16 protein-coding genes are annotated in these 21,579 nt (G+C 55.7%); 11 read left to right on the forward strand and 5 right to left on the reverse strand.

Annotated elements, in window-relative coordinates; all coding sequences use genetic code 11:
- Positions 1 to 145 precede the first annotated feature (145 nt).
- Positions 146 to 1,672, forward strand: a complete 1,527-nt coding sequence (locus GSQ91_RS20070; RefSeq protein ID WP_158823530.1) for a PLP-dependent aminotransferase family protein — start codon at positions 146 to 148, stop codon at positions 1,670 to 1,672.
- Positions 1,673 to 1,714: 42 nt separating this feature from the next.
- Positions 1,715 to 2,191: a cytochrome c gene (locus GSQ91_RS20075; RefSeq protein WP_158823531.1), complete on the forward strand. Its 477-nt coding sequence runs from the start codon at positions 1,715 to 1,717 to the stop codon at positions 2,189 to 2,191.
- Positions 2,192 to 2,306: 115 nt separating this feature from the next.
- Here the strand turns inward: GSQ91_RS20075 and GSQ91_RS20080 are convergent, their stop codons facing one another.
- The gene (locus GSQ91_RS20080; RefSeq protein ID WP_158823532.1) at positions 2,307 to 2,723 is read right to left on the reverse strand and encodes a c-type cytochrome domain-containing protein; all 417 of its coding nucleotides are present in this window, start codon (positions 2,721 to 2,723) and stop codon (positions 2,307 to 2,309) included.
- Positions 2,724 to 2,819: 96 nt separating this feature from the next.
- Between GSQ91_RS20080 and GSQ91_RS20085 the strand changes: the two genes are divergently transcribed.
- Positions 2,820 to 3,767 (forward strand): GlxA family transcriptional regulator, encoded by a 948-nt coding sequence (locus GSQ91_RS20085; protein ID WP_158823533.1) that lies wholly within the window; start codon positions 2,820 to 2,822, stop codon positions 3,765 to 3,767.
- An 11-nt stretch (positions 3,768 to 3,778) separates the two neighbouring features.
- On the opposite strand, the gene GSQ91_RS20090 is transcribed toward GSQ91_RS20085, so the two are convergent.
- Both GSQ91_RS20090 and GSQ91_RS20095 read right to left on the reverse strand, forming a co-directional pair.
- Positions 3,779 to 5,161, reverse strand: a complete 1,383-nt coding sequence (locus GSQ91_RS20090) for an ATP-binding protein (RefSeq protein ID WP_158823534.1) — start codon at positions 5,159 to 5,161, stop codon at positions 3,779 to 3,781.
- Between the two features lie 5 nt (positions 5,162 to 5,166).
- Positions 5,167 to 5,913, reverse strand: coding sequence for a response regulator transcription factor (locus GSQ91_RS20095; protein ID WP_158823535.1), 747 nt, complete (start codon positions 5,911 to 5,913; stop codon positions 5,167 to 5,169).
- A gap of 242 nt (positions 5,914 to 6,155) precedes the next feature.
- On the opposite strand from GSQ91_RS20095, the gene GSQ91_RS20100 reads away from it, so the two are divergent.
- The 7 genes from GSQ91_RS20100 (at position 6,156) to GSQ91_RS20130 (ending at position 17,081) form a co-directional block, all read left to right on the forward strand.
- Entirely contained in the window at positions 6,156 to 6,296 is a 141-nt protein-coding gene (locus tag GSQ91_RS20100) for a hypothetical protein (RefSeq protein ID WP_158823536.1), read from the forward strand.
- A 91-nt stretch (positions 6,297 to 6,387) separates the two neighbouring features.
- Positions 6,388 to 6,981: a hypothetical protein gene (locus GSQ91_RS20105; protein WP_158823537.1), complete on the forward strand. Its 594-nt coding sequence runs from the start codon at positions 6,388 to 6,390 to the stop codon at positions 6,979 to 6,981.
- A gap of 2 nt (positions 6,982 to 6,983) precedes the next feature.
- Positions 6,984 to 7,583, forward strand: a complete 600-nt coding sequence (locus GSQ91_RS20110; protein WP_158823538.1) for a hypothetical protein — start codon at positions 6,984 to 6,986, stop codon at positions 7,581 to 7,583.
- 198 nt (positions 7,584 to 7,781) lie between these two features.
- On the forward strand, positions 7,782 to 9,035 hold the full coding sequence (locus GSQ91_RS20115; protein ID WP_158823539.1) for an efflux RND transporter periplasmic adaptor subunit: 1,254 nt from the start codon (positions 7,782 to 7,784) through the stop codon (positions 9,033 to 9,035).
- Entirely contained in the window at positions 9,032 to 12,454 is a 3,423-nt protein-coding gene (locus GSQ91_RS20120; protein ID WP_158823540.1) for an efflux RND transporter permease subunit, read from the forward strand. The genes GSQ91_RS20115 and GSQ91_RS20120 overlap by 4 nt, the downstream gene beginning before the upstream one ends.
- Positions 12,451 to 15,558 (forward strand): efflux RND transporter permease subunit, encoded by a 3,108-nt coding sequence (locus GSQ91_RS20125; RefSeq protein WP_158823541.1) that lies wholly within the window; start codon positions 12,451 to 12,453, stop codon positions 15,556 to 15,558. The genes GSQ91_RS20120 and GSQ91_RS20125 overlap by 4 nt, the downstream gene beginning before the upstream one ends.
- Positions 15,559 to 15,572: 14 nt before the next feature.
- Positions 15,573 to 17,081, forward strand: a complete 1,509-nt coding sequence (locus GSQ91_RS20130; RefSeq protein ID WP_158823542.1) for an efflux transporter outer membrane subunit — start codon at positions 15,573 to 15,575, stop codon at positions 17,079 to 17,081.
- Positions 17,082 to 17,160: 79 nt separating this feature from the next.
- On the opposite strand, the gene GSQ91_RS20135 is transcribed toward GSQ91_RS20130, so the two are convergent.
- Positions 17,161 to 18,159, reverse strand: a complete 999-nt coding sequence (locus tag GSQ91_RS20135; protein WP_254064752.1) for a carboxypeptidase-like regulatory domain-containing protein — start codon at positions 18,157 to 18,159, stop codon at positions 17,161 to 17,163.
- 694 nt (positions 18,160 to 18,853) lie between these two features.
- Here GSQ91_RS20135 and GSQ91_RS20140 point away from each other — a divergent pair.
- Positions 18,854 to 20,674, forward strand: coding sequence for an MFS transporter (locus tag GSQ91_RS20140; RefSeq protein WP_158823543.1), 1,821 nt, complete (start codon positions 18,854 to 18,856; stop codon positions 20,672 to 20,674).
- A 58-nt stretch (positions 20,675 to 20,732) separates the two neighbouring features.
- Here the strand turns inward: GSQ91_RS20140 and agaR are convergent, their stop codons facing one another.
- A complete protein-coding gene (agaR, locus tag GSQ91_RS20145; protein WP_371417133.1) occupies positions 20,733 to 21,554 on the reverse strand; it encodes a transcriptional repressor AgaR in 822 nt (273 codons plus the stop codon).
- Positions 21,555 to 21,579: the final 25 nt, after the last annotated feature.

Raw genomic sequence — 21,579 nt, forward strand, 5'->3', positions numbered from 1 at the left:
CAATTCGCTCGTTTCTAGTCATAATAATTTCATTCTCCCGTAGCTCAAGAAAGTCGTTTTACTTCTGAGCGCGGTGTCTGTGATAGGGACATGCAATTCCCTGTGACTTTATGCCGCCACAGGTGTGGCGGCGCAGGAGCAATTCATGTCCGCCGAAGACATTTTGTGGCCGCAACTGATAGTGCTGTCGAACCGGCCCGATCTGACGCTGCAAGCCCAGGTGCGAGGCGCTATCGCACAAGCTGTGATCGATCACCGATTGCCTCCGGGTACTACATTGCCGTCGTCGCGCAGGCTGGCCGAGATGCTGGGTATCAGCCGAAACACTGTAGTGTCCGCCTACGATCTGCTTACTCTTGATGGTTTTCTGCTTGCGCAGAGCCGGGCGCGGCATGTCGTTAATCCTTCCGCGCTGGAGAATGCGTCACAAGCGGCCGGGAAACAGTCAGAAATCTATCGGAGACGGCCCGATTGGAACACGCGATTGCTACACGCGCCATCGCGTGCTCGACACGTGACCAAGCCGGTGGATTGGTACAACTATCCCTACCCTTTTGTTTACGGTCAGCCCGATCCGACATTGTTCCCAACGGCAGAGTGGCGCGAAGCCGTGCAACTGACGCTGCGTTCTCCTGTCATCCGTACGTGGGCTGGAGATCAGGTCGATGCAGACGATCCCGTGCTCATCGAGCAACTAATAAAACAAGTTCTGCCGCGGCGAGGCATATGGGCCTCGCAGGATCAGATCTTAATCACAATCGGCGCACAGCAAGCGCTATATCTGACGGCAGCCCTGCTGCTTAACCGGGAAAGAACCGTTGGTCTCGAACAGCCTTGCTACCCGGACATTCGCAATGTCTGCCGGCAGTTTAGTGCGCACATCGTCGGTTTGCCGATGGATCGGGAAGGACTGAGCCTAACTGCCGCCCTCGCCGACTGCGACCTCCTGTTCGTTCAGCCAAGCCATCAGAACCCAACGAGCGTAACAACATCACTATCCAGGCGGCGCGAACTGTTGCAGGCAGCAGCCGTTCACGATCTCCTGGTCGTTGAGGATGACTACGACAGCGAGTTGACCTTCGCAGGGGAAGCCAGCCCCGCACTCAAAGCGCTCGATCAAGATGACCGGGTAATCTATATCGGCAGCCTGTCTAAAACACTCGCCCCCGGCTTGCGCCTGGGTTACATGGTTGCAGCTCCGGAGTTCATTGCTGAGGCACGGGCGATGAGACGGTTGACGGTTCGCCATCCTCCCAGCAACAACCAACGCGCCATCGCACTCTTTCTACAACTAGGCCATTACCACACTGCAATCAAGCGTCTTATCGCGGCCTACCGGAGCCGGGCGACAGCGTTAGCCGAGGGGTTACGCTTGCATCTGCCGGAGATGGCGTTCGATCTGCCAACCGGTGGTTCGGCTTTATGGGCAGAAGGACCGCCCGAAATATCGTTTGACTCTAAGGTGAAGATGGCTGCGAAGCTAGGACTACTGTTCGACCCCGGATCGGTGTTCTTCGACCATCCGGATCCACCAGAGAATTTCGTTCGACTTGGCTATTCTTCGATACCAGTCGAACGCATCGACTCGGGAATCCGCGCCCTGGCTCGTACTCTGTATTCTTCCGCTCCGTCTGGACAGCATTCCCGACAGACGCCACCAGAAAGCCTTTGAGCGGAGTTCCCTCTTCGAAAAATTGCTATAGTGAACGGAACCATGAAGCATTTTGCAGCTATTTCATTGCTATCGACGCTAGCCCTTGCCGGCTGCCGCGCTACCCCGCCCTCGTCCACCGAAACCAAGGTCGCTTACTGGACCAAGCACCACATCACTATCGGTGGAAAGAAGGATGTCAATCCCATTAAGGCGAGCGCTGAAAACATCGAAGAAGGAAAACAACTTTTTACTTCCTACTGCATGGTCTGTCATGGCCTCGATGGCCAGAACACCGGTGTTCCCTTTGCCGCAACCATCTCTCCGCCTGTTCCCTCGCTGGCGTTGCCGCAGGTTCAGGCCTATACAGACGGCCAGCTCAAGTGGATCATCGAGAACGGAATCTATCCTTCCGGTATGCCGCCGTCAAAAGGCGAGTTCTCCAATGACGAGATGTGGGAGATGGTTCTTTATATTCGCCATCTGCCTAAGGCCGGTAGCCTTGGGGAGCCTGCCGTTTATAACGGCGCTTCAAAGTAGCCCTTTTCGGTGTTGTTGGACTATGCCGTAAAACGTGCTTTTTGACTGTAGGGCCTAGGAAAGCAGAGGCGCGTGCGAATATCGCACACGCCTCTTTCTGGCAAAGTGTTTTTCTTTACTTGGGAGTTGCTGCCGGCATGATGGCTCCAGCCTTGATCCAATCCGTCACGGTCTGGATGTCAGCGTCTGAGAGCTTCGGCTTGTTCGGAGGCATATCCTTCGGGTCCGACGATGGGCCTTCGTGACGGATCAGCGTGAGCAGAAGAGACTTGGACGGATCGCCTGGCACGAGCGCGGGTCCAGTATGTCCGCCCTTGAGCAGAGTTTCGCGCGTGTCTATGTTCAGGCCACCGCGATGATTGATTCCACCATGACAACGTGCGCAGTTCGTATCGAAGATCGGCTTAACGCGGGCTGTATAAAATTCAGGCTTCGAAGCGTCCTCTCGAGCCTGAACGGATGTTGTATTTAACCCGATGGTTAAAAGCACTAGAGTGCTGAAGCCCGTGAAACCTACAACGACGGATCGCATGTTACCTCCAATGAGTGGGGAAATTTAGAACGTGATGATGTGAGCATACGGCCAGACTAGGCAAGAAACCAAACTTGTTTCCATACAATGAAGGCCATGCGCACCATCGTCATTACCGGACCTCCACCGGTACAGATCCTCGATGTGACCGGGCCGCTCGAGGTATTTTCCCAAGTACCGGGCTACGAGATCGTTCTTGGAAGCCCCGATGGGGACAATGCCCTGCGTACCAGCCGCGGAATCTCCCTTAGCCCTGCGAAATCCCTCTACGACCTTGACGGCCCTATCGATACGTTGATGGTGGCGGGTGGCCCCGGAGCAGAGAGCGGCCAATACGATGAGCGTTTTCTTGGCTGGGTGCGCAAGGCGGCTGAGCGCTCAAGACGCGTGGCCTCCATCTGTACCGGAGCATTCCCCCTGGCGGCAGCGGGGCTGCTCGATGGGAAGCGAGTCGTCACTCACTGGGATTTCTGTGATCGGCTGGCACGCGAGTTTCCGGCTGTGACCGTAACCCCCAATCCTATCTATATGCACGATGGGTCTGTTTACACGTCAGCTGGTATCACCGCAGGCATCGACCTTACGCTCGCACTTGTCGAAGAGGACCACGGACATAAGGTGGCGCTTGATGTAGCCCGGCGGCTGGTGATGTTCCTTGTTCGTCCGGGCGGGCAGGCACAGTACAGCCATATGCTGTCACACCAGGCGGTTACGTCCAAACCACTCCGCGAGCTCCAGGTGTGGATGATGGAGAACCTACGCGACAACCTGACGATTGAGCGCCTGGCGGAGCGGATGGGCATGAGTCCTCGCCACTTTACCCGCACGTGTTTACGCGAAACAAAGATGAACCCAGGGCAATTTGTCGATCGAATGCGGGTAGAAGCAGCCCAACAGATGATCGACAGCTCCGATATGGGCCTCAAAGAGATCGCGGATGCCTGCGGCTTTCAGAATGCCGACTCGATGCGCCGCACGTTTCTACGCATTCTCGGGGTGACAGCCGGCGACTATAGCCGCCGGTTCAATCGCAAATACAGCTAGGCGGCGGAACATCACACCGCAAGGGGTAGCTCCAGATGAACGACGAGTCCGCCGGTCGAAGCATTCGTTGCCTTCACCGTGCCGCCATACATTCGGACGATGCGATCCGTAATCGCCAGCCCTAAACCCGCGCCTCCAGTCTGCTCAGCATTATTTGTGAGTACCCGATAGAAAGGCTGGAAGATCTTTTCAAGATGTTGCGCGGACACACCAGGACCATGATCGCGCACCTGAACTACAGCCCACGAGTGCTCGGAGAAGATCTGCCTGTCTATTGTGATCTCTATCTTGCTGTTGGGTTGCGAGTAGCGAATGGCATTGCGGACTACATTTTCGATGGCCCGGCGCAACTGCTCCTTGGTGGCCCTGGTCGCGCATGGGTCCGACGAATAGACGACGACAGCACATTGTTTGGTCTGTGCCTCAAAGTTTCCATCGACGGCAAGCTCCTGAACGAGGCTGGTGAGGTCTACCGTCTCCTGAGGGCTCGGATCTGCTCCGCTGTTGATGCGGGCAAGAGTAAGAAGCTGTCCAATCAACTGATCGAGATGTTCCACCTCCGACTCGATGCGGTCCAGATACTCTGTCCGTTCCTCTGGAGGACATTGCCGCAGCAAGCCCTCTGCAACGCTGAGGCGAGCCAGAGGGGAACGCAGTTCGTGGGAGACGTCTCCCAAAAGCCGTTGCTGCCCCTGGACCAGGGATTCGATTCGCTCGGCCATTCGGTCAAAGCTCCTGCCGAGGCGTCCAATCTCATCGCGTCGCGACCTAATGCTTTGGTCGCTGCGCGTATCCAACCAGCCATCTGCGATTCGGCCTGCAGCGGTGCTTAGCTGCACGACCGGATTAGAGATGTGACGGGCAAGCAAAAAGCAGAAGCCCCCTCCAACCAAAATAATTGTGAGCAAGCCGAACAACCTGGAAAAGCCGAGTCTTCCGGCCATCTTAATCATGGAAGGAGCAGGGATGACGAGCAGTATCGTGTATCTGTGTCCGCTCGTTGCAACCGTCTGCTGGGCTGCGAAGCTGCCTCGATTTCCAACTCTTCCGACGAAAGGTTCCGCATCGCTCGTAGATCTCGCGACCTCTATCCCATCGGCAGAAGGGCTGCGACCCAATACATCTTTGCCACTTGCATCAAAGATGTATGCATCTACATCGCCGCTTTGATTCATACGATGCAAATGATTTTTCAAGCCTGCGGGACCATCGTGCTCATAGATATCCGCGGCCAACTTTGCTTCGAGAGGCAGATAGAGCGATATTCTGTTCAGAATTTCTTTACGCAATGATTCATTCATGCCCGTAATGAGTGTGCCAACAAACAGAGTCGCAGCAATCATCAGAAATGCCAGGCAGAACCAAAGGAAAATCTTGAGGAACAGGTTTCGCATCTTCCCTATTCGCTCCCTGCTCGATCCGTCAGAGCATAAAGGTAGCCGACTCCACGAATACCCTTGATTCGTTCGGTGCCATTCGGAGCGTTGCCAACCTTCTTTCGCAGACTCCAGACATGCGTGTCGATGCTTCGGTCATAGGGCGAAAACTCTCGCCCTAATACATCTTTGGTGAGCTCTTCGCGCCCCACGACAGATCCCGCCGAGCGCAGCAGTCTCTCCAAGAGATCAAATTCGACGGTCGTTAGATTGAGCGTTACGCTTCCGCACCGGACCGTTCGCGCACCGGGGTTCAGCTCCATATCGCCGATTTGAATCGAGGCGGCTCCAGAGATTGCGCCATTGGTCTTCGTCGAGCTCGTTCTACGCAAGATAGCGCGGATGCGCGCCAGGAGTTCACGGGTGATAAATGGTTTGGAGAGATAGTCGTCTGCCCCCATCTCCAGCCCTAAGATCCGATCGGGATCATCGCCGCGGGCGGTGAGCATCAGGACCGGCGTACTGGACTTCGTCCGAATCTGCCGGAGAGCCTCAAAACCATCCATGTCCGGGAGCATTACGTCGAGGACAACTAAATCGTACGTATCAGAAAGAGCCCGTTCAACACCTAGTCCGCTGGCTTGAACCGTCTGGACCGAATATCCTTCCGCCCCGAGGAAGCGCGAAACCAGCTTACAGAGCTCTGCATCATCGTCGACGACTAAGATACGTCCCGCCACCGACTCCGATTTGTAATCCGCCACAGGCATGAGGCACTCAGCTTTACCTTTCTACGAGGCTTCTCGCCGCACCTTTCATTGTAGGTCTCCTCTTCTACTGCGCCGTCGAGAAATGTCAACCCCTTTCCCTTGACAATCCTCGACACGCACTTGACCAAACTTGACATAACTTCTGCAACTCGGAGAGTCCAATCGCAAGAACGAAATACCACTCCAGATGTCGAAGGCATGACCCGTATGGCGCAATTGAGTACTTGTTGGACGAAGAATGGATGGAAAAATCGATACAGCGTGGTACTTTCATCCCTCTTTACAAAGCAGCGGCCACGACCTTCTATCAGGCTGTTGCTTCCGGTGGTTATCGCTATTTCAACAAGCTCCGTATTAAGGGCACAAGTTCAGACTATCGCTGAATCTACATCGTCTTCGGACCCCCAAAGCCAGAATCTGCCCGACGCGCCGGCACCCGCACAACAAAACCCCCAATCACAGACTCCTTTCTGGATGCATCGCTATGGCCAGCTTGACGAGCCGATGGACCTTGACGACAAGTTCAAATTCTTTATCGAGCCCGCATTCGGGCCTCGTGCCGTTTTCAGCACGGCGGTTCGCACCGGAATACGCATGGCAGACCCACCCAAAGGCTATCCTCACGATTGGCACTCGGGCATAGGAGCGTATGGGCGCCTCTACGGAGATAGCTTTGCTCGCAACGGAGCGGAGAGTATTGGACGCTTTTCGGCCTCGACGCTTTTGCACGAGGACCCTCGCTATCGACGCTCCTCCAGCACCTTCGTTCCCATGCGCATAGCGCATGCCCTCAGCTACACGTTCGTCGACAGGACAGATGGTGGAAGTCTCACTCCTGCGATTTCAAACTTCACCGGAGCGGCAGCCAATGGATTTATCGGGAACCTATACCTTCCTCCCGGCTTCGACAATCTGACCCATGCGGGCCAGAGAAGCATTGATGCCTTTGGAGGATTAGCGGGCCAGAACCTTCTGCAAGAGTTTGCACCGGACCTCGGCCATGCCCTAAGAAAAATCCATGTACCGCATATCCCGCTACCGCCGGTTTGGTGGACTGGAGACAAATAACTATGCGGGCCTGGGACTCCACTCTCCATGGTTTGCGGCGGCAGCTCTCTGCAACGAGCTCTGCCCAACCGAACCATCGGGTACCACTAGCCTCCGATGTGACCGTGGATGAGGTGTTCTGGCAACATCTCTGGGAGTTTTATCGACTTGCGTTTGTGCTATGTGGAGATACAGTATCGGCAGAAAGGATTCTTGTAGACACCTACGAGCGCGCCAGGGTGGCTACCTATGTGAAGCCTAACTGGCACACTCGCTGGGTGAAACATTGCCTGATCTCAGCCAGCGTCGAACACATTCGCAAGCTAAACACTGAAGCATCTCTCGGCAAAGCTCACGATACCTGCTGGAGCGATTCACTGCCCGTTCCGTTCTGCTCGAACTTTCCACGTATTCTTTTCGTACTGCGGATATGGGAAGGAATCTCAACTGCGGATGCGTGCCGCTACTGCGCGCTCTCGCGAACGAATGCCGAGGCTATTCTGCTGGATACATGGATGCAAATACGCAGCCACCCCGAATCTCTTGCTGAGTTTGCTGCCAGGCTTCAGTTCCCTCTTGAACGAGTGCCTCAAGGGCACGAGAAGACGAAGGACGCTGCGTAGATGAAAGATTCCACTGAAAGTTATTGATCTAAAGCGCGAGAGGATCATCTTAACCGTGCGAAGGAAAACAAACGCAAGCAGAACATCCCCCCTCCTTGCCATTACCAGTATATCGGGCACCAGGGGCTTGCAGCGAGACCCGGGTCGTGACGTAGAGTCGCTAACCTAAGCCAGAAACTTTAAGAAGAGGTAGAGAACGTGACAAACAACCACGAGGACACAACGGATCATCCTCTGACCACCAAAGACGAGATCGTAGTCCATACCAGGAAACGCAGACCATGGCTGGGCTGGCTGATCTTCCTACTCGTAGTCGCGGCAATTTTCATCCTGGCCCGTAGACACAAGAGCCAGCAAGAAGCCTCGGAAACTACGCCACCACCTCAGATCCCCAATATTAAAGTGGCCGAAGCCCATCGAGGATCTATTGGTTACTATGTCGAAGCACTCGGCACAGTAACGCCTGTAGCCACCGTCAATCTCTATAGTCAGGTCAATGGCGTGGCTGTGGCAGTGCACTTCACAGAAGGCCAGATCGTTCACCGCGGCGATCCCCTGCTTGACATCGACCCACGCCCCTATGAGGCACAGCTCCAGGAGTCGCAGGGCCAACTGGAGCACGATCAGGCCGTTTTGCAACAGGCGAAGATGGACCTCGCACGCTACGAGCAGGCATCCACACCCGGAGCGCTGGCCAGGCAGACCTTCGAAGATCAACAATCTACCGTCGAGCAATACAAAGGTACCGTCAAGAACGATGTGGGACAGGTGCAGTATGCGAAGGTACAACTAAGTTATTGCCATCTCACATCCCCCATTAATGGGCGTGTGGGGCTTCGTCTGGTGGATCCAGGGAACACCATCTTTTCCGGCAGCGCGAGCCCGATCGTCGTTATCACGCAGCTGCAGCCCATTACTGTCGTCTTCAATGTGGCCGAGGACAACCTTAGCCAGGTCCACGATCAAATCCTGCATCGCAGCGGCTTGCCCGTCGACGCCTTTGACCGCAGCCAACAGGTGAAGCTGGCAACTGGAAAGCTGCTCACACTCGACAATCAAGTCGACACCTCGACTGGAACCGTGCGGTTCCGTGGACAGTTCGACAACAAAGAACTCAACCTCTTTCCAAATCAGTTCGTCAATGCCAGGTTGCTGGTGAAGACACTGACGGATGCGGTCCTGGTGCCATCCGCGGCTATCCAGCGCAACGGGACGCAGGCGTTTGTGTATGTCGTCAACGGCGACACCGTGAAGACGCAAAACGTGACGGAGCTTACAACGGATGGCGATGTCTCCGCGGTGGATGGACTTAATTCCGGCGAGATCGTACCGGTTACCGGGTTCGACAAACTGCAGCAAGGAGCAAAGGTAAAGGTCCAGAGCCAACAAGCCTTCGGGCAGGCCAATATTGCTCATCAAGAGCCACAGGAGCGCGCCGGGAGGACTCAATGAACCCCTCCCGCATCTTTATCGAGCGGCCGATCGCAACAGCGCTGCTGATGGCCGCGATCCTGGTAGTTGGTCTTGCCGCCTATACGTCGTTGCCTGTTTCAGCACTGCCACAGGCGGACTATCCGACGATCCAGGTGCAGACCTTCTATCCCGGTGCGAGCCCCGATGTGATGTCTTCGGCGGTCACCGCTCCGCTGGAGAGGCAGTTCGGACAGGTTCCGGGGCTGACCCAGATGACCTCCACCAGCTCCGATGGCAGCTCCATCATCGTGCTTCAGTTCTCATTGAGCCTGAATATCGATGTCGCGGAGCAGGAGGTCCAGGCGGCTATCAACGTTGCGCAGGGATACCTGCCATCGGACCTTCCGGTGCCGCCTGTCTATAGCAAATCGAACCCTGCCGATGCTCCTGTGCTCACGCTTGCGCTGACCTCGGACACGATGCCGCTCTCTAAAGTAGAGGACCTCGTCGACACACGGCTCGCCCCGAAGATCTCGCAATTGAGCGGAGTCGGACTCGTGACGATCAGCGGTGGCCAGAAGCCCGCTGTCCGCATCCAGGCGAACCCTGTTGCGCTCGCCTCTTATGGCATTAATCTTGAAGATCTACGGACGGCACTGTCGAACACGAGCGTCAATACCGCGAAGGGCAGCTTCGACGGCCCAGTACAAAACTTTCAGATCAATGCGAATGACCAGTTGATCTCCGGCGCAGGCTACCGGGACGTGGTAGTCGCCTATAAGGATGGGGCGCCGGTCATGCTGACCGATGTCGCCAAGATCACCGACGGCGTTGAGAATGGCAAACTCGCCGGGTGGATGGATCACACGCCGGCCGTGATCGTGAATGTTCAGCGGCAACCTGGTGCCAACACCATCGCCGTTGTGGACGAGATCAAAGAACTTCTCCCCAAGCTGCAGGCATCGCTTCCTGTATCCGTAAAGCTCAAGGTTCTGACGGACCGCACAACGACTATCCGCGCCTCGGTCAAAGATGTCGAGTTTGAGTTGATGCTCACCATAGGGCTCGTCATCATGGTGATCTTCCTCTTCCTTCGCAACTTCTATGCGACCGTCATCCCCAGTGTTGCCGTGCCTCTGTCGCTTATCGGCACACTTGCTGTCATGCACTCGCTCGGGTACAGCATCAACAACCTGACGATGATGGCTTTCACCATCGCAACGGGCTTCGTCGTCGACGATGCGATCGTGATGATCGAGAATATCTCGCGCTACCTCGAAGAGGGCATGGCGCCGATGGAGGCTGCGCTCAAGGGAGCCGGAGAGATTGGCTTTACGATCATCTCCCTGACGATCTCGCTTATCGCGGTGCTCATTCCTCTGCTCTTTATGGGGGACATCGTAGGCAGACTCTTCCGAGAGTTCGCCGTTACATTGAGTGTGACCATTCTTATTTCGGCTGTCGTCTCACTGACACTGACACCGATGATGAGTTCGCGGCTCCTTCGCCACACGCCGCCCGCACAGCAAAGCCGTTTCTATCACTGGACCGAAGAGATCTTTGAGCGCATTATCGCGAGCTACAGCCGCAGTCTGCGATGGGTTTTACGGCACGAGACGATCACGCTCATCGTGGCTGCGTGCTTAGTGGTCCTCACGGTTTTTCAGTACATCGAGATTCCGAAGGGATTCTTTCCCCAGCAGGACACGGGAATCATCCAGGGTGTCTCGCAAGCGCCGCAGTCCATCTCCTATGCGGCCATGTTCAAGAAGCAGCAGCAGCTCAATGACGTGATCCTCCAGGATCCAGCGGTGGAGAGCATCTCCTCGTTCATTGGCGCCGATGGAACGAATACAACGCTCAATAGCGGCCGTGTTCAGATCAACCTGAAGCCGATGGAACAGCGCCACATGAATGCCAGTGACGTGATTGCTCGTCTCCAGAAGAGTCTGAAGCAGGTGCCAGGCATCGAGCTCTTTCTTCTGCCGGTGCAGGACCTCACAGTCGACGATCGCGTGAGCCGTACGCAATACCAGTACACGCTCGAAGACCCCGACGTCTCAGAGTTGAATGCCTGGACGGAAAAGACAGTAGCCGCGTTACGCAAGCTTCCGCAGATTGTGAATGTAACAACCGATCAACAGAACAACGGGATCAGCGCGCACCTTACGATCGACCGCGCAACGGCGTCGCGACTCAACATCACACCCGACCAGATCGACTCCACGCTCTACGACGCCTTCGGGCAACGGCAGATCAGTACGCTGTATACCCAGTCGAACCAGTATCACGTCATCCTGGAAGCTCTTCCGGAGTTTCAAAAGAATCCGTCGAAGCTGAACGATGTTTACATTCAAAGCTCGACCAGCTCTTCCAGCAGCGCTCAAAGCACTTCGAGCCGTACCTCTTCGGCCTCGAGCGGCGTGATCTCTACGCTGACGCCTTCGTCTTCCAGTGGGTTAGCTTCTTCAACGCCCACCAGCACTCTTTCTAACAACACGGGAAACAGCTCTACCTTATCTACCAACTCGACAGGCGCGCTCTCTTCGTCTTCAACGGCGACCAGTAGCCTTGCCTCGACCACACCCACATCCGCGCTGTCCTCTTCTTCTTCCTCTTCGTCCTCGACCAGCTCAACGGCGAGTTCCAGCGGCGGCAGCTCCTCGAATCCTGCGCAGACTCCTGTTCCCCTTTCTGCTATCAGTCATTTCGATATCACGCCCTCGCCGCTCACCATCTCGCATCAAGGTCAGTTCCCTGTCGTCACGATCTCCTTTGACGTTGCTCCCGGATACTCTCTTGGACAGGCCGCCGACGCCGTGGAAAAGGCACAAGATAAGCTCAAGATGCCAGCGAGCGTTCAGGGCAGCTTTCAAGGAACGGCTGCGGCGTTCAAGGCGATTGGTTCCAATGAGGCGATCCTCATTCTGGGCGCGCTTGTCGCTGTCTACATTGTGCTGGGAATCCTTTATGAGAGCTTCATCCATCCTCTGACGATTCTCTCCACGCTTCCGTCCGCGGGTGTTGGAGCGCTGCTTACGCTTCGCCTCTTTCATCAGGACCTCGACATCATCGCCATCATCGGCATCATTCTGCTAATTGGCATCGTTAAGAAAAACGGCATCATGATCGTCGACTTTGCGTTGCAGGCCGAACGCACTGAAGGCAAGTCAACGACGGAGGCGATCTTCGAAGCGTCGCAGCTCCGCTTCCGTCCGATCATGATGACGACGCTGTGCGCGCTCTTTGCCGGGATCCCGCTCGCCTTTGGCTCCGGCATCGGCTCCGAGCTGCGCCGTCCGCTCGGCCTGGCGATGGTGGGTGGACTACTCGTGAGCCAGGTCCTCACGCTCTACACCACGCCCGTGATCTATATCTTCTTCGATCGTGTTGCGCAGCGTTTTCGTGCGATGAGACAGACAGAGCCTGACGGCACGGAACTGGCGGAGCAGTCATGAACATTCCTGCTCCCTTTATCAAGCGTCCGGTTGCAACCACTCTGATGGCGATCGGCTTCGCCATTGCGGGCATGATTGCCTTCAAGGCTTTGCCGGTCTCGTCACTGCCGCAGATCGACTTTCCCACGATCACTGTCGCTGCGACGCTGCCCGGCGCCAGTCCAGAGATCATGGCGTCCTCCGTCGCCACGCCGCTCGAACGGCAGTTCGGCCATATTGCCGGTGTAACCCAGATGACTTCCTCCAGCACGCTGGGGGCTTCATCGATCATTCTGCAGTTCGACCTCGATCGTAATGTCGATGGAGCCGCGCGCGATGTGGAAGCCGCGATCAATGCGGCTCGGACCTACCTGCCCTCTAACCTGCCTGCCAATCCCACCTACAGGAAGGTGAATCCTGCCATTGCTCCTGTCATGGTCTTGACCCTGACCTCCGATGTGCACGATCGAGGAGCGCTGTACGACACCGCCTCCTCGATCATCCAACAGAAGATCTCTCAGTTGGATGGGATCGGTCAGGTGCAGGTGGTCGGCAGTTCTCTGCCCGCCGTGCGTATCGATCTGAACCCGCAGCAGCTCAATAGCTACGGGCTAGGCACGCAGGACGTTGCCAACGTGATGTCGGGACAGAACTCCAATCGTCCCAAAGGACAGATCGGCGACGATCTGACGACAGCGGACATCACGGCAAATGATCAGATCCAAAAAGCGAAGGACTACGCGCCGATCGTCATCAGTACCAGCAATGGCAAGGTAGTACGGTTGGAAGATGTAGCCACCGTCACCGACTCCGTTCAAACCGTTCGCGCCGCCGGCTTCGTCAATGGAAAACCCTGCGTCGTGATCCTGGTCTACCGGCTGCCGGGCGCGAATGTGATCGAAACAGTCGATCGCGTAAAGAAAGAACTCCCTTCTGTTCGCGCTTCGATTCCTCAATCCGATCAACTGGATGTCATTGACGATCTGACGACGACGATTCGCGCCTCAGTGAACGACGTGGAACGAACGCTGATTCTTTCCATCGTCCTAGTCGTCGCCGTCGTGTTTGTCTTCCTGCGCAGCCCCCGCGCCACGTTGATTCCTGGGGTGGCCGTGACGACCTCCCTCATCGCGACCTTTGCGGTGATGTATTTCTGTGGCTATAGCCTCGACAACCTCTCACTGATGGCGCTCACCATCTCAACGGGCTTCGTCGTCGATGACGCCATCGTTGTGATGGAGAACATCACACGCTACATCGAGGAGGGTCTCCCACCAAAGAAAGCTGCCTTGAAGGGAGCGCAGGAGGTCTCCTTCACCGTGCTCTCCATGAGCATGTCGCTGATTGCAGTGTTCACACCCATTCTCTTTATGGGCGGAATCCTGGGGCGGCTCTTTCACGAATTCGCTTTCACGCTTGCCACCTCGATCGCGATCTCGATGGTCATCTCGCTCACCGTAACTCCGATGATGTGCGCGTACCTGCTGAAGTCGACCAAGAACGAAGAGCATGGATTTTTCTATCGTCTCAGCGAGCGCAGCTTCGACTTCCTGCAAGCCGGATACCGGCGCAGTCTTACCTGGACTCTGCGCCACCCAATCCTCATCATCCTGAGTCTCGTTCTCACGCTTGCGCTGAACGTAGTCCTCATCGGAAAGGTTCAGAAAGGATTTTTCCCTCTCCAGGACACCGGAACCATCTTCGGAGGCATACAAGGCCCTCAGGATGCGTCTTTTCCAGCGATGCGGGATTCTATCCTTGATGCTCAGCGCATCATCAAGGCCGACCCCGCTGTGTCCTCCGTCGCTGGCTTCACAGGAGGCGGGGGCGGAGCGAGCAATACGGGCTTCATCTTTATGGCGCTGAAGCCTCTGGGTGAACGCAAGATCAGCGCTGCCGGCGTGGTCGATCGGCTACGGCCTCAGTTGGCCGGGCTGACGGGAGCTTCTACATTTCTGCAAGCCGCACAGGATCTCAGCGTGGGGGGCCGGCAAAGCAATGCTGCCTATCAATACCAACTGTCCGCCGATACGGTCGACGACCTCAGCACCTGGGGACCAAAGCTCTTTCAGGCGATGCGAAACCTGCCGCAATTGAAGGACGTGACAACCGATCAGCAGAACGACGGCCTACAGATGCTGCTGAACTATGATCGCCCCACCGCAGCACGCCTCGGTGTAACACCTCAACTGATCGACAACTCGCTCTACTATGAGTTCGGCGAGTCACAGGTTTCCACGATCTATACGTCACTCAACCAGTACTACGTGGTCATGGAGGCGGCGCCACAGTACTATCGCAGCCCAACGACGCTTCGTGACACGTTCCTGCACTCTTCAGGCTCGGGATCCGTTCCCCTGAACGCCGTAACCAAAGCAACGGCTTCCACGTCGCCGCTTGCGGTCAATCACTCCGCGCTGTTTCCTTCGGTCACGATTGCGTTCAACCTTACGCCGGGAGTCTCTCTCGATCAGGCAACAGTCGCGATTCAGCAGCTGCAACAGAAGCTGGGTATTCCGCCTACTGTTCGCTCCCAGTTCGCAGGTACAGCAGAAGCCTTTCGGAAGTCGCTCTCGTCCGAACCACTTCTCATCGTTACGGCACTGCTTGCCATCTACATCGTGCTCGGAGTCCTCTACGAGAGTCTGATTCATCCGATCACAATTCTTACGACGCTACCCTCCGCAAGCGTTGGAGCCTTCTTCGCGCTGATCGTCTTCAAGAGTGAGTTCGATGTCATCTCGCTCATCGGGATCTTCTTGCTGATTGGCATCGTCAAGAAGAACGCCATCATGATGATCGATTTCGCGCTTCAGGCAGAGCGTGAAGAAGGTAAGAATACCGAGGACTCGATCTTCGAGGCCTGCATGCTGCGCTTCCGCCCGATCCTGATGACAACCCTCGCCGCACTCTTCGGGGCGCTTCCGCTGGCCCTCGGGCAAGGCACAGGATCGGAGCTGCGGCGTCCGCTGGGCATCACGATTGCCGGAGGGTTGGTGTTTAGCCAGATCCTCACGCTCTACACCACGCCCGTGATCTACCTCTACTTCGATCGCATCAGCCAATGGTTTAAACATCGCCGTGGCCGCACATTCGCCGCCACGCCAGGAACCGCAACATCCTAGAGAAGGAAATAGCTATGGACTTATTCAACCCCAATAAACCCGTTCGATTGCGCCTTGCAGCGACAGCAAGCCTGATGACATCGCTGCTGTGTCTGCAAGGATGTACCGTCGGTCCAAAGTATGTGCGGCCTACCATGCAGGCTCCTCCTGCCTTCAAAGAGAGTGCGCCACAGCAGTCCGCAGATGGAACCCTGTGGAAGCCGGTCAATCCACAGGACGCCGCGCTGCGCAGCAACTGGTGGGAGATCTATCAGGAGCCTGAGCTTAACGCGCTCGAAGACAAACTCAACAACTCCAATCAGAACATTGCCCAGTCGTACCAGAACTTCATGGCGGCACGCGCACAGGTTCGACAGGCCCGCGCCAGCTACTCCCCCACGGTTACGACGACTCCTGCTTATACACGGTCCCGTACCTCGGCCAATGAACTGGGTGGTGCGTCACTAGGAAGCACGAATCTCAACAGCAATGAATTCGATCTTCCGTTTGACGTCTCGTGGGAGCCCGACGTGTGGGGTCGCATCCGCAATACCGTCCGCGAATATGCGAACGCGGCGCAGGCAAGTGCTGCCGACCTGGCCAATGAACGACTCACAGAACAGGCCAATCTTGCCGTGGACTACTTTGAGTTGCGGGGACAGGACTCGCAGATAGATCTCTACGAGAAAACTATCGAAGCCTATCGCCGCAGCCTTGAGCTCACTCGCACTCTCGGAACTACGGGAATCGATAGCGAACAATCTGTGGCCCAGGCCGAAACCACCCTCAAGACCGCCGAAGCGACTGCGACAAACCTCAACATCGCCCGCGCACAGTATGAACATGCGATCGCTCTCCTCATTGGAGAGCCGGCGTCCTCGTTCTCCCTGCCCCATCGGCCGCTCACCACGAACCTTCCGGCGGTTCCGATTGGCTTGCCTTCCGATCTGCTACAGCGTCGCCCCGACATCGCCGCAGCTGAGCGCACCATGTCTGAGGCGAACGCTCTTATCGGGGTGGAGACAGCGGCGTTCTATCCGAGCTTCAGCATCAGCGCTAGTGGAGGCTTCGAAAGCTCCAGCGTCGGAAGCTGGTTGAGCTGGCCCAGTCGCTTCTTCTCGATAGGACCCTCCGCTACGGAGACACTGTTCGATGCAGGCTTGCGGCGTGCCACAGTGGCACAGTACACGGCCCAATACAACGCGGATGTCGCGGCCTATCGGCAGACGGTCCTTACAGCCTTCCAGCAGACGGAGGACTACATCGCGACGGAGCGGATTCTTGGTCAGCAGATCCAGCAACAGAACGAAGCCATTGCCGCAGCGCAACATTATCTCGACCTGGCAAATATTCGCTATAAGACAGGCGTAGATCCCTATCTGGATGTCGCCACGGCAGAGACCAGCCTGCTCAGCAACCAGTTGACTGAAGCTACGCTACGTATCCAGCAGATGACGAGCAACGTTCAACTCATCGAAGCTCTTGGCGGAGGTTGGGATGTGAGTCAACTGCCGTCGACGAAGAGCGTAGCCGCAAAGAAGTGATTGCGGATTCGTATACGCAGGCTTCGAGCGTGTCATCGGATTCTCGAATCAAGCGAGAATCCGATGACATGCTCGAAGGCTAGTTAGGATTCTTCCCTCTGCTTGTGAACTTACTGAGGATGAACTCCTGGGCGAGCGCATTGATCATACGGCCACCCGTTGAGAGCGCCACGCTGCTAAAGATCAGGCCCGCACCGCGATCTGAAGGTGGGTAGTACACATTTGTCAGTGCGGCTGAAGCCAGATCGCCGCCAATGCTGGAGTAGTTGAACTCCTGGCTACCGTTATCACCCCTGGTAATGAACGGACTGGAGAGTGCATGGATGACACGCGACCTCCTGGTTCCCGTGCCTTGATAGAAGTAACGCGGGTCCTGATGCAACAGCGACGGCAGAATAGCTCCGCCGATCATAATGTCGGAGGCTGCATCAGCATAGGCAGCACCGAAGCGCTGGCCATACCCCTTCGCTCCTTCAACATAGGCGGGAGTATCGGCGGCCTGGTTGATGCCGGCCAGAAAGCCGGCGGTGGCGAAGACGACAGCATCCGTGGAAGTCTTGAAGGCGAGCTGGTACTTCAGCTTCGTCGTGAGCGGCACAGGGTGTGCGTCGTAGGTGACATAAAAGTTGGGAATGACTCCCAGCACGCGCTGCTGCTCCTCTGCCTTGACCTCTTCAAGAGCGATCTCCTCAGGAAGAGCCGCATTCACGGACTGCACACTTGATACGGTGAGCTTGATGCCCGTGATCTCTTCATTCTGGCCCGGCGTCAAAACGACAGCAGGCGACGTCCAGCCGGCAAACCCCTTTGCGCTGACCGTGATGTAATAGGAAACAGAGGGATGAAGACCGTTGAGCGTGAAATATCCGGTCTGGTCCGCCACAGCCTTGTGGTGCTCGCTGGGAGAGGTGCTGTCAACACTAACCGTGGCTCCGGGGATAGCATCGCCATCAGAGTCGGTCGCAAAACCATCAATACTTGCGGGCTGCGGCTCAGGTGCTGAAATTAATTGACCTGAAACAGAAACAGCAGAGAGACAAAAAACAAAAATACAGAGGTACTGCCTGATGCGCATCATTTAAAACGTCCTCTTGGAACAGACGCGACAGCACCCCCTAACGGTGCAAACATTGACAATTCTCGACAGAGGAAATGCACTGTAAAGACGCGGTAATCGGCGATCAGATGCATTCGGTCAGAAGTCATCACAAGAAGTATCTATGCCTTGCCAATTACTTTGCATCCGAAGTGACGATAGCTTCATCTGAATTGATTGGATTTTAATCTCATGAAGGCGCTCCGCTCATACGGAACTGCAAAGCAGTGATTCTGCGTTGCCTTCATCCTGCGCGTGCGATGTGCTGGACAGCGCGTTGAAATCCTGGTGGATCGTTGAGCTCGGAAACACCGTCTAAGGATTCGGCATGTGCTGACGAGCAATCCGAGATCGGGCGGAATGTCACGTTAGTCTAGTCGCAGAGTCCCACAGGAATCGCATACAGCTCACAGCTGCACATGCCCCTCACATAGAGAACCCGTGGTGTTTCTCTATGTTACGAAACATATGCTAACATTCCGATTTAACACAGACTGACAATAATTCAGGTAACTATGGGTCATTTCCTTTCTTCGGCCCAGCACTGAGACGTATTGTGTAAAGAGCCTGATACAACAGATCGCTGCCTCAAATCACAGGGCAGTGAACACCAATCGCTGAAACGGTACGATATTTCGACGGTCCTATTTGCTGTGTATGTGGAGGTAAGTGTTTCATGCCCTATGTTGCTCCCGCCGCTCCTGATTCAACATCGCACCCTATCGACGACGGAAATAAAACATACAACCGTCTGTTGCTGACCGTCGCTGGACTCGGAGGTCTGCTCTATGGAGTGGATGTTGGCATCATTGGCGGAGCGCTGCCTTATCTCGAAGCCACTTCGCATCTGAACGCCGGACAGCTTTCCATCATCGTTGCAGCAGTGCTGCTTGGAACCGTGATCTCCACGTTATTTGCGGGCCTGCTTGCCGACTGGATGGGCCGCAAACCCCTTATGGCCTTGAGCGGGCTCACCTTTGTGGTGAGTATTCCAGTCATTGCCCTCTCGCATGGCTACGGGCCATTGTTCTTCGGACGCCTGCTGCAAGGCATCAGCGGCGGGTTGATCGGCATCGTTATTCCGCTCTACCTGGCCGAGTGCCTGCCAGCATCGAAACGTGGCAAGGGTACAGGCACTTTTCAGTGGCTGCTCACATTCGGTATCTTTGCGGCGGCACTTATTGGCATGTACTTCAGCTATCGTCTCAAAGCGATACCCACGACTGCCAACGCGGCGACTCTATTCACATTCAAAGACCACGCGTGGCGTCAGATCTTCTGGGTCTCCTTACCACCAGGAGTTCTCTTTGTGATTGGCAGCCTGTTCCTCGGCGAATCTCCGCGCTGGCTCTTCAAACGTGGGGAAAAAGACCGTGCGCTGGCTTCCCTGCTTCGCTCACGCAGCCCCCAACAGGCAGCGACCGAACTGCAGGAGATGGAACAAATCGCGCTTGCCGTCAAGGTGCAGCCCTCTACAGGAAAAGAGATCAAGGATTCTCTGCTGCGCCGAAAGTATGTATTCCCATTTCTGCTAACCTGCGTGATCCTGTTCTGCAACACGGCGACAGGAATCAATTCGATCATTGGATATAACACCACCATCCTGATGCAAAGCGGTCTCTCCGACTTCCTTGCGCACTGGGGCTATGTCATCTTCACCATGATGAATTTCCTGATGACGATGATCGGCGTGACACTGGTGGATAAGAAAGGCCGCAAGTTTCTATTCATCCTCGGCACCTCGGGAATTACTGTGTCGCTGATCTGCGTCGGCGTGTTATTTCTACAGACCGAAAAGCTGAATGTAGATTGTCGCAACTCGATTCAGTCCAAGGTGAGCACCGATCAGACTCTGACGCTGCCCTTCAATGAGGGCGAAGCGCAAAAGCTTCTTGCAGCCAGCGGATACTCCGGAGATCAGATCCAAAGCAATCGGGCATCCCTGACCGTCATCTACTCCTATGGTGATTTCACAGCAGCAACCGACTTTGTGCGCTCGGACGATTCCGGAGTAGCTCCCATTCAGATCACGCGCGAAAGCGCTGTACCGACGAACAAGGTGGAATCATTTTTCAAAAATCCCTTCGCCGATCTGGATGCCGCTCGCACTGCGCCGCTGAAGATTGACCGAGCCTATATCGGGTACGTTCCAGACGCGAGACATGGTTGGCTTGTAGCTCTCTGTCTGTATGGGTTTGTGTCGTTCTACGCGCTTGGTCCTGGGGTGTGCGTGTGGATCGCGCTGTCGGAGTTGATGCCGACGCGCATTCGCTCCAACGGCATGAGCTTCGCCCTCGTCATCAACCAGACGGTTGCAACGACGCTTGCGGGAATCTTCCTCCCGGTCGTCAGCAAGCATGGGTATTCCTCGATGTTCTTCCTGTTCACCGGGTTTACGGTGATCTATCTGCTGACGATTCTCTTCTTTCTCCCGGAGACAAAGGGCAAGACGCTGGAAGAGATCGAAGCCCATTTTGAAGCGCCACGACAAGCTTAAACAGAGGGAGCCTGCGCGGCAGAAATAGCGGCGCAGGCTCCAGTTATTTACAGCGGTGCTAGACCAGGATGAGTTCTATTCCAAGCCCTCTGATGGCCTCTTCCTGATCCGCAGGAAGGTTCGAATCGGTAATCACCGTATGAATCGCATCTGCTGGAACGATGAGCGAAAGGCTCCGCCGTCCGAACTTGGTGGAGTCACAGACCATCACCACTTTTTCCGCCGTGTGAACCATCGCCCGATTGATACGAGCCTCCAATACATTGGGGGTCGTCAGGCCTGCCTTGGCATCGAACCCGTCCACACCGAGAAACAAGATATCCGCGTGGATCTCGCGAATCATATCTTCCGCAATCGGTCCGGCCAGGGAAAAAGAGCTCTTACGTAAAGTCCCGCCGGTAAGGATTACGTCGAAGTCGGTTTCAGCTAGTTCGGTGGCGATGTTGACGGCATTGGTAATGATGGTCAGGTTGGTAAATCCGGAGAGAGCGCGAGCAATCGCCGTGGTCGTCGTGCCGGAGTCCAGAAGAACGCATTGCCCTTCCTGAATCAGCTTTACGGCAGCGGCAGCAATCCGCTGTTTTTCCTTAAGTTGATGCTGCTCTTTCGCCTTGAGGGGAGGGTCGATCAGCACACTGCTGCGTGGAAGAGCTCCGCCGTGACTGCGCTGCAAAAGTCCCTTCGACTCCAGATAGTCGAGATCCTTGCGGATAGTGATACGAGATATCCCGAAGATATCCGAAAGCTCGGAGACCAGCACTCGACCATCACGTTGAATGAGCTCAAGCATGCGCTGTCTGCGTTCCCCAATCAGCAGACCTTCCCTGTTTGATGTATCTGATGTTGACGTTTTAGGCTTTCGCATAGGCGTATCCATCATAACCTTGCATCGCAAGTGATACGAA

The organism is Granulicella sp. S156 (assembly GCF_009766105.1).
Taxonomy (GTDB): domain Bacteria; phylum Acidobacteriota; class Terriglobia; order Terriglobales; family Acidobacteriaceae; genus Granulicella.